14 protein-coding genes are annotated in these 13443 nt (G+C 41.1%); 9 read left to right on the top strand and 5 right to left on the bottom strand.

All coding sequences use genetic code 11. The annotated features are described in order from the left end of the window. Positions 1-7 precede the first annotated feature (7 nt). The 8 genes from BUE31_RS18090 (at position 8) to BUE31_RS18055 (ending at position 6689) form a co-directional block, all read left to right on the top strand. Positions 8-598 (top strand): hypothetical protein, encoded by a 591-nt coding sequence (locus BUE31_RS18090; RefSeq protein ID WP_073405242.1) that lies wholly within the window; start codon positions 8-10, stop codon positions 596-598. An 81-nt stretch (positions 599-679) separates the two neighbouring features. Beyond that, the gene (locus BUE31_RS18085) at positions 680-1624 is read left to right on the top strand and encodes an MNIO family bufferin maturase (RefSeq protein WP_073405241.1); all 945 of its coding nucleotides are present in this window, start codon (positions 680-682) and stop codon (positions 1622-1624) included. A 135-nt stretch (positions 1625-1759) separates the two neighbouring features. Further along, the gene (locus tag BUE31_RS18080) at positions 1760-2593 is read left to right on the top strand and encodes an HvfC/BufC N-terminal domain-containing protein (RefSeq protein WP_073405240.1); all 834 of its coding nucleotides are present in this window, start codon (positions 1760-1762) and stop codon (positions 2591-2593) included. A gap of 159 nt (positions 2594-2752) precedes the next feature. Then, positions 2753-4252, top strand: coding sequence for a tyrosinase family protein (locus BUE31_RS18075; RefSeq protein ID WP_073405239.1), 1500 nt, complete (start codon positions 2753-2755; stop codon positions 4250-4252). A 199-nt stretch (positions 4253-4451) separates the two neighbouring features. Next, complete coding sequence (locus tag BUE31_RS18070) at positions 4452-4961, top strand: GNAT family N-acetyltransferase (RefSeq protein ID WP_073405238.1); 510 nt, start codon at positions 4452-4454, stop codon at positions 4959-4961. Between the two features lie 584 nt (positions 4962-5545). Continuing rightward, complete coding sequence (locus BUE31_RS18065; RefSeq protein WP_073405237.1) at positions 5546-5905, top strand: DUF1493 family protein; 360 nt, start codon at positions 5546-5548, stop codon at positions 5903-5905. A gap of 160 nt (positions 5906-6065) precedes the next feature. Then, positions 6066-6278: a hypothetical protein gene (locus tag BUE31_RS18060; protein WP_073405236.1), complete on the top strand. Its 213-nt coding sequence runs from the start codon at positions 6066-6068 to the stop codon at positions 6276-6278. Positions 6279-6281: 3 nt separating this feature from the next. Then, entirely contained in the window at positions 6282-6689 is a 408-nt protein-coding gene (locus BUE31_RS18055; protein WP_073405235.1) for a putative toxin-antitoxin system toxin component, PIN family, read from the top strand. 65 nt (positions 6690-6754) lie between these two features. Here the strand turns inward: BUE31_RS18055 and BUE31_RS18050 are convergent, their stop codons facing one another. The 5 genes from BUE31_RS18050 to BUE31_RS18030 all read right to left on the bottom strand — a co-directional run bounded on the left by BUE31_RS18050 (position 6755) and on the right by BUE31_RS18030 (position 10883). Then, positions 6755-6976 (bottom strand): PspC domain-containing protein, encoded by a 222-nt coding sequence (locus tag BUE31_RS18050; protein ID WP_073405234.1) that lies wholly within the window; start codon positions 6974-6976, stop codon positions 6755-6757. A gap of 1 nt (position 6977) precedes the next feature. After that, on the bottom strand, positions 6978-8264 hold the full coding sequence (locus BUE31_RS18045; RefSeq protein WP_073405233.1) for a DUF2851 family protein: 1287 nt from the start codon (positions 8262-8264) through the stop codon (positions 6978-6980). Between the two features lie 170 nt (positions 8265-8434). Then, on the bottom strand, positions 8435-9532 hold the full coding sequence (locus BUE31_RS18040; RefSeq protein ID WP_073405232.1) for a Gfo/Idh/MocA family protein: 1098 nt from the start codon (positions 9530-9532) through the stop codon (positions 8435-8437). A 220-nt stretch (positions 9533-9752) separates the two neighbouring features. Next, positions 9753-10397 carry an HAD family hydrolase gene (locus tag BUE31_RS18035; RefSeq protein ID WP_073405231.1) on the bottom strand — a complete coding sequence of 215 codons (645 nt, stop codon included), beginning with the start codon at positions 10395-10397 and terminating at the stop codon, positions 9753-9755. Positions 10398-10565: 168 nt separating this feature from the next. Next, positions 10566-10883 (bottom strand): DUF3784 domain-containing protein, encoded by a 318-nt coding sequence (locus BUE31_RS18030; protein ID WP_073405230.1) that lies wholly within the window; start codon positions 10881-10883, stop codon positions 10566-10568. 160 nt (positions 10884-11043) lie between these two features. Between BUE31_RS18030 and BUE31_RS18025 the strand changes: the two genes are divergently transcribed. Continuing rightward, on the top strand, positions 11044-12882 hold the full coding sequence (locus BUE31_RS18025) for an ABC transporter ATP-binding protein (protein WP_073405229.1): 1839 nt from the start codon (positions 11044-11046) through the stop codon (positions 12880-12882). Positions 12883-13443 lie beyond the last annotated feature (561 nt).

The following is a 13443-nucleotide window of genomic DNA, read 5'->3' as shown; positions in this document are numbered from 1 at the left end:
GCACATTATGGCTATCATAAAATATACACCAAACCTATCCTTATGCGGCGGTTCGGCACCTGCGCCGGCTCCTGCTCCACAGGCTTCAGCAAGTGCAGCCCCATCTGTTGAACTTCATGTTTGTATGGGTTTAAACGCGTGCAAAGGGCATGACCGCAACGGAACCAATAACTGTGCCGGTACCGGCTATTGCGCCACTGCCGAACAGCACAATTGCCAAACGTTAAACAACTGCCGCGGACAAGGAGGCTGCGGGCTTTATGGTGATATTGAGCAGCAGAAAAATCCCGGTAATAATGAATGCGCATGGCAGGGAAGTTGTGCCGTACCTATCCAGGCTGAGCGTTTCAGGACCCTGGGGCCGGAAAGGGGTAAAAGCGTATGGCTACAAGCCCGCAAATTGTTTGAGCAAAGGATGCACAAAGCAAAAAGAAACTATGGCGATTCACCTTTTAAATGCGGACCTCCTCAAAACTGGTTGATCTCTGTATTAGGATCGTATGATTCATGTGGTAACAGCGGCGATAAGGTTTGTTCGTTCGGGTTTAATGATCCTGATGATCATGCAAAGAAACTTTGCAAAGGGGAGAAAGAATAATGTGCGGATGCGTGGATGTGCAAATGTGCGGATGAAAAATGATGTGCAGATAAAAGGTCTGTATTTTAGATGGTAAATAGGATGACTGAACAACGGGATAGCTATAGCGATGTAATTAGAAGCCTGCCAAACCCCGGGCTTGGATTGGGTTTAAGGAGTAAGCATTTTAACTATATTCTTGAACATAACCCGGAGGTGGACTGGTTTGAAGTGATCTCGGAAAACTTTATGGATTCCGGCGGCAGGCCACACCATATATTAAGACAATTAGCCGAAAGATACCCTGTGGTAATGCATGGGGTATCACTTTCAATAGGCAGTACCGACCCTTTAAACAAGGAATATCTTACCAAATTAAAGCTGCTTGCCAAAGAAATAAAACCCCTTTGGATAAGTGATCATTTATGCTGGACAGGGGTTAACAGCCTTAACACACATGACCTGTTGCCTATAGTTTTGAATGAAGAATCGTTAAAACATATCTGCAACCGGATAAATAGAGTACAGGATTTTTTACACCGGCCGCTGGTTTTTGAAAACCCCAGCACTTATTTAACCTTCAAACAATCAACCATTAACGAATGGGACTTTTTGCGGTACATGACAGAAGAAACAGGCTGTGGTTTGCTGCTCGATGTAAATAATGTATATGTATCCGCCTTTAATAATGATTTTGACCCGGTACATTATATCCATCAATTGCCTCATAGCCGGATTGTACAAATGCATATAGCAGGCCACCAGCATTGCGGTACACATATTATTGATACGCACGACAGGCAGGTAGTACAAGAAGTTTGGAAGCTTTTCACCCTGGCCTGGCACCTTACCGGTGGTGTAGCCACCCTTTTAGAATGGGACAGCAATATCCCGGATTTTGAAGTCTACCATGCTGAACTGTTAAAGGCAAAGCAGCATATGAGTAGTATTTTTGATATGGAACTTAATCCTGAAAAACAGGAATATAGTGAAGAAGCGGTGTCAAATCCCGTTAATTTCATGATAAATGATATTGTAGTTAATTAATTTAAACAGGTATGTCATTGCGAGCGCAGCGCGGCAACCGCGAACTGTACATATCCTATTTGCCTGGCGAATATACAGCGTTCGCGATTGCTTCGTACCTCGCAATGACAAGCGTATAATTAGTTATCAAAACATATGGAGAACAGCACTTTTTCCTTAAAACAATTACAAAACTGGATGCAAGGCATGCTGGTGCACCATGAGCCGTTAGAAAATGGAAATGCTGAAGTACCAGTGATGGTTGAGCAGGTTGTTAATTCATCCAAACGGCTAAGTGCTGTAAGGCACATGGATATTTACCGCTATAGTTATATTGCCAGGTTAAGAGCCTGCATGCAAAGCCAGTTTAGCGCTTTGGCTTATGCTTTGGGTAGTGAATTGTTTGAGCTGTTTGCAGATCAGTACCTTGATACTTACCCATCCGAAAGCTATACATTGAACACCCTCGGTGAAAAATTCCCGGCTTTTTTAGAGGAGACCCGGCCTGATGCCGGCCAGGAGGAAAAAGAAACCTGGCCCGATTTTATGATAGAGCTGGCGGGTTTTGAATATGCACTGTCGGTAATATTTGATGAACGGGCAAACGAAAACAGTACTGTTACACCTAATAATACCCCCGACGAATTATTAGTGCCGGCGCCTGTATTGCACCTGTTTCATTATCAATACCCCATTTGTGATTATTACCTGGAGTATAGCCAGGGAAAAGAGCCGGAATTACCATTCCCAGAAGAAAGCTATTGTGCGGTTACCCGCCATAATTATAAACTTGGACTATTTACCATAAGAGGCGCACAATACTATTTTTTAAAAAGCATGCAGCAGGGTAACACCGTTGAAAATGCTAAAAATGACCTGGTTAAAACCTTCAACTTTTCCCGGGCCGAAGTGGATAAGATCTGGCCGGAATGGAAGAAGAGTTTTATTGAGGCTGGATTTTTTATAGCCAAAAATATAAAAGGGCCTTAAAACCAGGTATATATCAGGGATGCGCTTAAAGATATAATTAACTCATATATTTTTGATAGTTAACATTTTATATGTTAACTTAGTTCTGTTATCTAACGATAATTTTGATAAAGGGGCAGGGCTCTTATTTAAATTTTTTAAACCTAAATTATTATCACCATGATCAAATCAATCAAACTCACGGGTATTGTATTAATTCTTTTTATTTGTGCGTGTCAAAGCAACAGCAATAGCACCACTGCAACAAAACCTGCAGGTAGCGGCAGTACAAGGCACATCAGGAAAAGCCTTTATTCTAAAGATGTTCAACAGGATGCGGACGATCTGAAAAAAGCACTTGCCATAATGCGCAAAATGGATTGCGATTCAACCAGCAGCTGGTATTACCAGGGAGCAATGCATTGGGTGCCTGACACCATTTTGAAAAACCCGTTTTGCTCAAGTTATACCACCGCCCCAAAAGACTTAAAAGAAGCCTGGGATAACTGCACGCACACGCCATCAGGTGCAGAGGAGATCCATTTTTTGGTTTGGCACCGTCTTTATATTTATCATTTCGAAAAAATTATCAGAAAATTATCCGGCGATCCAAATTTTAGCTTGCCTTACTGGGGTTATACCGATACTACCAATATTGCCCAGGCCCGTGTAATGCCGGCTGTGTTTAGGGATACAACCGCCAGTTTATATGAAAAAGCACGGCTTGACAGCATAAATAACGGATACCCTATAAGAGGTAAAGCGGTTACTAAACTAAGCCTTACCAAACTGTTTAAAAACACAACTTATGCAGGTTTTAATAGTAATATGGATGCAGCACCGCACGGCGCCATGCACAACTATATTGGCTTTGGAAACGACCCGACCGGAAAAGCGATGTTTAGCCCTATAAAACAAAAAATTGATGAGGGCGGCGGCTTAATGCAGGATGTTGCAACCGCTGCGTTCGACCCTATTTTTTGGGTACACCATGCTAATATTGACAGGGTATGGCAGCAATGGACAAACTCGCCAAATGGTAAAAAGGTAACGCTTGATGAGCTTAATTCAGCACCATGGGTTTATACCTTTTTTGATGAGAACGGCAAAAAAGTAGTGTATTCGCACGAGGAAATTATAAAAATAATTTACGATATGGGTTATGATTATGATGATACAAAGGTCTCTGAAAAAAGCGGTTTGCCGGAAGAGTCAAAAACTATTAACCTGATAGCACAATTGCCACAGAGCGTTATTTCATCGCAAAAGCCTAATGTTACCATAACTAAAAGTGTTACTACATTTAAGGTTCAAAATAACCTTAGCAAAGCATTACTGGCTGCAAAGGATACCAAAAAACCTTTATTTATGAAAGTTACGGTATCATTTATTAAACCGCCTAAAGGCAGCTATGAGGTTTACTTGAATTTACCTGATAAAGTTACACCAAGTGTTGAAGGTGATTATTTTGAAGGGTTTATGACGTTTTTTGGAGCTGGCCATCACATGAAGGGCATGGCCAACATGCCAGGCGCGCGGACCACAAAATCTTTTACGTTTGAAATTACCGGTCGGGCAGATGCATTAACCAAGCCCGAATTTAATATTGAGGTATTAAAATTTGGCGGCCTGCCACAGGAAGAAATTAAAGTGGAGAGCATTATAGTTTTCAGGCAATAAACTCTTAAAACAAATTTAACAGATCGCATTTAACGTTTTGTAACTCCTGTTAATTTTTCTTAGCGTCCTCCGTGTTAAAAATAACCATGGAGGACGCCAGGAAGTTACAAAGATCGCAGAGATCAAATATTATTTCATTTACATAAATTATTTGCGGTAAAAATCAAAAAGTTTAGGTTTGCGGTTTCATAATAAAATTATGCCTGTAACCAAAGCTATCCAAACAGATGTACCCGAACTTAATGTTTTAGTGAACAGCGCCTACCGTGGCGAAACTTCAAAACAAGGCTGGACCACCGAAGCCAATTTGCTTGATGGTTTACGGATTGATGAAGAAACGCTTAACGGCTATTTTGATGATCCATCTATAACTATCCTTAAAAATACCGATGAAAACGGCAGCATAAACGGCTGCGTTTATTTAGAACTGCGTGCCCCAAAGTTGTATATCGGTATGTTCAGTGTTTCACCGGTATTACAGGGTAAAGGTATCGGGCGCGATCTGCTGCTGGCTGCCGAAACCCATGCAAAACAGGCAAATATCAATACCCTCACCATGACGGTTATCAGCATAAGGCATGAGTTAATAAGCTGGTATGAGCGTCGTGGTTATAAGGCTACCGGCGAGATGCAACCATTTCATGTGGAAAAGAAGTTTGGCGTTGCACGCCAACCTATTGAGCTTGTAGTACTGGAGAAAAGCATTTAAGTTCTTATTATGCCGGCCCTATCGGGGCCAAATATTGGTAGAAAAAACACAAACAAAGCAGGCCGTGCCGCAGGTTGACGTCATTAAGTATGAGAACGCAGGCTATAACAAACCATATAACAATGTCCATTAGCCCCTCCTAAATCCTCCCCGGTTGGGAGGACTTGAAAAAAAAACGCGGGCGAAGCTAAAGTCTCCCCTACCGGGGAGATTTAGAGGGGGCTACTAAGCTTTTTGGGGAGAACCAAATTTATGTTATCGCTTAACTTAAAGACATTGGCCGCAGGTACGAAACTTCGCCTGCTATTCTTACAAATAGTTCAAAGCAATACCTGCATTCATACCCCCAACGCTGTCAAATCCACAGAATTTCACCTGTTTATAAAAAAATAATAATAACTACACAATAATATACGAAACTATTCGTATATTTATTACAACTTTTGAAAGTTGCAATAACCTGGCTTTTTTACTTGTTCTGTTAAACTAAATTTTATACATAATTAAAAAAGGGCAGATTTAATGCAACCTTCCTGAAAAGTTGTCGTCTTATAACTCAAATGATACCGAAACTATTAATTCAGATGGAAGATATACACCCTCAATTAAAGGATTTTATAGTTGATTATTGTACCAGGTACAAAATCAGGAAGGTTGATCCAGGTGCTTTATGCCTTGATACCAGCATTGACCTGGATCTGGATATTGTTGATATAGAGATAGACCTGTTTTTAGCAGAGTTTGCCGAGAAATTCAGGGTTGATCAATCAAAATTCAGCTGGTACAAATACGGATATCCAACGGGCTCAACAAGTGTTAATGTGATCCGTACCGTGTTTGGTTACAAAGCCACCTGGGTAAAACGATTATCAAACCGGATCTATAAACCCCGGTTCAGAGTAAGCAATTTACAGGATGCCGTTATAACGGGAAAGTTATTATAAACCTTCAATACAGGTAAACCATTACGGGGTACAAAGCAAACTTCTATGGGCCAACAAATAACGGTCAGCTTGCAGCGATCTTTATTTAGGGAGTTTGCTGCGTGCCCCGTAATGGCTTTTTCATCGGTTTATTTTTTTAACTTTGATAAAAAATATTAACATGTCAGTTGCGCTTAATTCTACACAATTGGAAATCCTGAAATTATTCAGGAATGATCAACCTGAAGAAGAACTTCAGGAGATTAAGTCATTGCTTATTGCCTACCTTGCCAATAAAGTAATATTTGAAGCGGATAAAGCTTTTAATGAAAAAGGATACGCTGATACCATTTTTGAAAAATGGAAACAAGAACATTTCCGGAAAACTGCATAATATATGACAGTTGTATTAGACTGCAATATTCTTGTGATGTGTCTTACATCCAGGTCCCCATATCACTTTATTTATCAATCCTTAGTAAAAGGCAAATTCAACCTTGCAATAAGCGCTGAGATAATGCTTGAATATGAGGAAATAATACAACACAAATACAGTATTACCACTGCAAATACATTACTAACTTTACTATCCGAATTGCCTAATATTTATTATATCCATCCGCATTATCAATGGAAATTAATAGAATCAGACGTTGAGGATAATAAATATTGTGATTGTGCCATTGCAGGTCAGGCTGATTATATAGTTACTGAAGACAGGCACTTTGAAGCACTCAAAAATATTCCTTTCCCATCAATAACGGCCATTGATATAAATCAGTTTTTAGAAATTTTGCAATCTTAAATCCAAAATGGTGCGGCCCTCCCGAGCACTGCTAAAAAAATCCGAAATCGAACATCCGAATTCCCTTACAGATCCGTAACCCTGGTATGCACCCTTTTTACAAACTTGCGGATATCAAGCACGATGCCGGCAAATATGTAAAATATAAGCGGAAAGCCAACGGCAAGGAAAGAGGAGTATATAAAGAACAGCCTGATCTTACCAATGGAAACATTAAATTTTTCGCCCAGGTAAGTACAAACCCCAAAAGAGTATCGTTCAAAAAAAGTTAGGATCCTTTGCAACATATCAGCCCAGTTTTAGTATCTTATTACCAACGCCGCAATGCAGGCATTTCTTATAATTACAGTAATTATTTTTCAGTTCAAGCAAAGCCTGCGATTCAAACGCGGTATCTATTTTCACCCCTAAGGTAGCAAAATCTGTTATAATTTTATTGTTTTCGTTTGGTAAATGCTCCAATAGCTTTAAGCAACGGTTAACATAGTGTTGTATTTGGTTGTGCTTACCATAACTGAATAAAAATAATGCCAAAGTATTTAACAGCAATATATCAATTGAGGCCTGCCCCATATTTTTTGAGGAAGGGGCTGATTCCACGTCAAAGCGGTAATGATCTTCCCAGTAGGGGTTAACCTTTATTTCCGAAAATAAACCTCTTAATGCCTTTACATCTTTTATCTCCAGCACCTTCGAAAACAAATGGTTGGAATGCACTACCAGCGCGGCAAATTGCACCAGCCTTATTGTCGGAAAGTTTTGAGGGCGAAGCCGCATAAACTTCCATAAATGGTTTTCAATGGGGATTAGCTTGTACTTTTTTTGCAGAAACTCATATTCGCTTTTAAGCTTGAGCGGGTATTCATCTTTAAGGTCTCCGTTCAAAAACCCGGCCTGTCCAAATATCATAGCCTCAATTTGCAATGGATTATTTTTATGTTTTGCCAGGGTTATTTGCGGCAATGATTTTGCCAGTAACTCAAAGGGCAGCGCATTGGTTTTAAATCCAAAGTTTGCGGCCAAAAACTGGTAAAAGGTTTCTTCCCAATCGCCGCGATTAATATTAAGTGCGTCAATTACTGCGGCCGACCGCTTCTCCAACCGCTCAACCAATACCCGGGTGAGCCAGTTGTGCATGGTCAGGCCATCTACCGAACCAATATTTGCTTCGCAGGGAATAATGGTTTGATTGCCAAAAACCAGGTTATGGTAACGGTTATACAGATCATCCGGAATGCGATTTTGTAATTCAAGCGTTGGTACGCGGCGGCCGTTCGGCAATATCAGTGGCTTATCATCTTTATAAACCACATGCAATATTACGTTGCTGTATGAATCATCTGTAGTATGCCCGTGCCTTTGCCAATCGGACGATGAGATGTGTACTTCCACATTCCCTGCCCAAACCGTGTCCCCTATCCTGATCCTTGCATTTTGAAAATCGGGCCCCGAATCTGAATTGTGCATCCCTGCCGAAAAGATCTCCAGTTCTTCGCCATCAGTAGTTTGGAGATCTGCCCGCTCAAAAAGCCTGAACTTCCATACATAATGCAAAAAATCTTCCGGGAATAGCATGGGTGTTAGTGATTAGAGGCTGGAGGTTAGAGATTAGTTAAAAATGGAACGATTTTGACTTGTGCTTTCTTATATTGATTGATATTGAACAGTGATTAATTAACAATAATAATTATTTTTCTTCAAACTAAAACAACTAATCTCTGGTCTCTAACCTCTGATCACTAACCTCAACCAATCCTCTCCCACTTCCCTGAATCCAAACTTTTATAAATGGCATCAACCACTTTCATATCCTTTAAGCCTTCTTCGCCGGGTACGCGGCTGGGTTTGTTAAGGGTTACGCATTTGGCAAAATCATCCATTTGGGCCGCCTGCTGCACAATTTGCGGGTATTTCATCGGGTTTCCGTTCACGCTGCCCTCTACCCCGCCGTATCCATAAGCCGGACCAAGCTCAAAGTTCCCCAGTTCTGCCTCTACTTTAAGGTAGCTCCAATCATTATTATAACTCGACTTGCCGGTGGTTTTAAATCCGCCTGGAAACTCAAGCTCCCAAAACACGGTTTCATCTACTTCCTTAAAAAAATCAGGGCGCAGCTTTTGCTGCGTGGCTTTAACTGCCACAGGTTCCTGTCCCAAAGTATATCGCGTGCCCTGGATACTGTAAATACCCATATCCATTAGCCCGCCGCCACCTGCTAATGCTTTTTTTAAACGCCAGGCGTTAGGGTCGCCGTTATAAGTAAAGCCATTGCCGGTATCAATATGTTTAATATCGCCCATTACGTGCTGCTGGCCAAGGCGCATAATCTCCATGTTATGCGGTTCAAAATGTAAGCGGTAGCCAATGGAAAGCAGCCTGTTTGCTTTTTTACAGGCGGCTATCATCTCTTCACAATCCCTGGCATTTAAGGCCATTGGTTTTTCACAAATTACATGCTTACCCGCCTGTGCAGCTTTTATGGTATATTCCTTATGCATAAACACAGGCAGCACAATATATACAATATCAATATCCGGGTTATTGGCTATTTCGTGAAAGTTTTGATAATTGTAAATATCTTTTTGAGGGATATTATATTTCTTAGCCCAATCAACCGCCTTTGAAGGTGTACCGGTTACTATGCCGGCAAGATAGCAATCTTTAGTATGCTGCAGGGCCGGGGCAAGCTGGCCACCAGCGTATGAACCTAAGCCCACCAACGCAATTCCCAGTTTCTTTTTCGCTTTAAATGAAGATAGCACAGGCCCCAAAGCCAATGCCCCGATACCTATTGAACCCGTACGGATAAAATTACGACGCGAAAATTTGTTTGATGATGCCATAACCCATTAAGATTTAAATCACCATAAAAATAATGATTTTTGGGAGGGGATAACAGGTTTTAAATAATTTTGTGGATGACCGTAAAGATTCAATATTTACATACCTGAAAATATATAAGATGCGAGTCGTAGAGACGCGATGCATCGCGTCTAAAAACATACAGAGGAGATGTGCAAAACGGCAGACGCGAAGCATCGCGTCTCTACGAGTACAGCGGTATTACAACAATTCTGTTAGTTCACTAAAATTACTAATGGTAGCTACCTGCCCCTCATCAACCTTACCAAAACCATAATCAGCAAAAATAAACGGAACGCCTGCTTTGGTGGCTGAGTCGTAATCGCCCATGGTATCGCCTATATACACCGGGGCCTTAAGGTTATGATCAATTACAATATCTTTAATATTTTCGGCTTTGGGGTTTCCTTTGGTACCATAGCACTGGTGCCCCATAAAATAATGCTCCATCTGGCTTATCTTAAAAAACACCTCTATGTAGCCGTTTTGGCAGTTGCTTACAATAAACAGTTTGTAATTGCCTTCAAGATATTTTAAAGTTTCGTCAAGGCCGGGGTATAGCTCACCACCTTTGGTATGCAGTATTTCAAGCTCATGTTTTCCGCAAAGCGACTGAACTTCGGCGCGTTGCACTGCAGTTAAATTGGGGAACAGCTTATCAAATATGGAATCATAGGTCATCCCGGTTATGGAACGCACCTTTTCCTGTGTCATCAGTTCATCAATATAATCAACCTCGTTCAATGCTGCCTGCCAGGCCAGGGCCACATTATTGGTGCTGTCCCAAAGGGTACCGTCAAGGTCAAATATTATGCTATCGAATTTATTTTTTAATGAAGAGCCCATGCTTTGTTGTTAAGCGGCAAAAATAACACGATTTTGGGATTTAAAGGATTTATAAGATTTTTTTGTCTGAACCGGGATCTTTGGAATTGCAGGATGGCCATGATGTAATTATAACGGTGCCGGGCATCCTATAAATCCTTTAATCCGCTGAATCCCGGTTCAGAAATATCAACTCTTCTTTTTATACTTCTTCCCACCAACTATAGCAATCGCCACTGCGGCAATATCGGCTATGCCGAAAGCAATAACTATATACATTACATAAACCGGGAACAGCCAAAGCAAGAATGCTGTAAAAATTGTATAGAAACCGAACCAAATAAAAACACCGCCTATCCAGTTACAAAAGCCATCTTTGTCAATAACCTGGTCTTCATTATACCCTGATATTAGCGAAGCCATCTTTTTATATTTAATGAGGTAGCTTAATAATAAAACAAGCAAGCCAGTTATAGTAAATAATATTAGAGCTAGCAGTTGTTTCATAGCATGTTTTTTTGAGCAGCAAGATATTTAAATAAACAATAGTTTTAAGCGGCTTCTCAAAATATCTCTTTGTCATTACTCCTTCACAAAACAGCAGCTATCAACCCACCATCCATTAATTTCTTAGTTTTACATATATTAAAATAAAGAAGGATAGCATTTGAATCCAACACGTCCCCCTAAAAATACCCGCACCGAGCCTCTAACTTTAAAAGAACGACTGGCAGCCCTTAACAACCTGCCTGCATTTTTTAAACTGGTATGGCAAACCAGCCCTACATTTACTATTATTAACGCATTGCTTCGCCTTTTGCGTTCGGCTATGCCGGTGGCTTTGCTGTATGTAGGTAAGCTTATTATTGATAATGTTGTTACGCTAAGCCGTCATCACGATACAAATACCAGTCATTTGTGGCAATTGGTTGGGCTTGAATTTGCGCTGGCCATTTTAACAGATGGCCTTAGCCGCGCTACCATCCTGGTTGATGCCCTGCTTGGCGATCTTTTCAGCAATCATACTTCGGTAAAAATAATGGAACATGCCGCCATCCTTGATCTCGACCAGTTTGAAGATTCGGTATTTTATGATAAGCTTGAACGGGCACGGCAGCAAACCATTGGGCGCACCATGCTGCTATCGCAGGTAATGACACAAGTGCAGGACCTGATAACTATGGGGTTCTTGGCTGCCGGACTAATGGCTTTTAACCCCTGGCTTATTATTTTATTGCTGATAGCTATTATCCCGGCATTTTTAGGCGAATCGTACTTTAACGATCAAAGCTATGCCCTTACCCGCGGACAAACACCCGAACGCCGCGAGCTGGATTATATCCGCTACCTGGGCGCCAGTGATGAAACGGCTAAAGAGGTAAAGATCTTTGATCTGTCGGGTTTTATTATTGACCGTTTCAGGCAGCTATCCGGTAAGTTTTACCTGGATAATAAACGCCTGTCAATAAAACGCTCGTTGTGGGGTACTTTTTTTGCGATGATGGGCAGCATGGGTTATTACGCCGCTTACGTGGTTATTATTATAAAAGCAGTTGATGGCAGCGTTACCATTGGTATGCTGGCTTTCCTCGCAGGGTCGTTCCGCCAATTGCGCAGTTTGTTGGAGGGTATTTTAAGCCGCTTTACTTCCGTATCGCAGGGTGCAATTTACCTGCGCGATTTTTTTGAATTTTTCGATATCAAACCTAAAATAAAACCGGCGGCTAATCCCCTGCCATTTCCAAAAGTTATTCAGCAGGGTTTTGTATTTGAAAATGTGGGTTTTAAATATGCAAATTCCGACCGATGGGCAAACCGCCATTTAAGCTTTACCCTGCATCCGGGCGAAAAGCTGGCTCTTGTTGGTGAAAACGGTGCAGGCAAAACCACATTGGTAAAGCTGCTTGCAAGGCTTTATGACCCAACAGAAGGAAGAATACTATTAGATGGGAATGATCTGCGCGATTATGACCTTACTGATCTGCGGATGAACGTTGGAATCATTTTCCAGGATTATTTGCGCTACCAGATGACCTTTGCTCAAAACATTGCGGTTGGCAACATTAGCCAGATGGATAACCGGCCTTTAATTGAAGCTTCGGCAAAGCAAAGCCTTGCAGATACCCTTGCTGCTAAGCTGCCTGATGCTTACGATCAGCAATTAGGTAAACGCTTTGCACAGGGTGTTGAACTATCCGGCGGCGAATGGCAAAAAGTAGCGCTTGCACGCGCCTATATGCGTAATGCACAACTATTAATACTGGACGAGCCAACATCGGCTCTCGATGCCCGTGCTGAATATGCCGTTTTTGAACGATTTGCCGAACTTACCAAAGGCAGGTCGGCAGTGCTTATTTCCCATCGCTTTAGCACGGTAAGAATGGCCGACAGGATCCTGGTGCTCGAAAAAGGCGAACTCATTGAAATCGGCAGCCACCAGGAACTTATCCAAAAAAATGGCCGTTATGCCGAGTTGTTTAACCTGCAAGCTATGGGCTACAGGTAAATATCGCAAAGCAACATTAAACATTTATCGCTTACGGGGGTAAAATTACGTAAAACTACGTATGCAAATCCCGTAATAATCCTCATAAGGTTTTATTATTCTCTGCCTACTTTTGAATCATTGAAAGCGACAAATTGTTTTCAATACCTGTAAAATTGGTTTGTACATATTGCAAACGAGCAAACAGGTTTTAGAATGAATTTTTGCCTTTGTTTAATAATTCATTACTCCACCGTCAGCCAATGATGAGGGTAATATATTATAACTGATATATAATTCTTATAGCCTTTAAGAATTACAATTTGTACGGTAATGAACCGGCAAATAGTTGTTAAACAAACGGTTAGTTAGTTTAGTTAGGGAGCAGGCAGTTGTTACGCGATGTAACAGCTGTTTTGCTTTTTATACCCTATCCATCATAATTTTAACCATAGCCTCGCGCTATAAAACCATCACATTTTATCTTTTTTAAAAATACGCGGTGTTAATTTTGTTGTTATATGTTACCTGGCTTTGTTAATTATGCACCAGGCATTTCCACACATATAAACCTTTGTTAAC

Origin of the sequence: Mucilaginibacter sp. OK098, from assembly GCF_900142915.1 — a bacterium.
GTDB lineage: Bacteria > Bacteroidota > Bacteroidia > Sphingobacteriales > Sphingobacteriaceae > Mucilaginibacter.
This window is presented reverse-complemented; position numbering and strand designations above follow the sequence as displayed.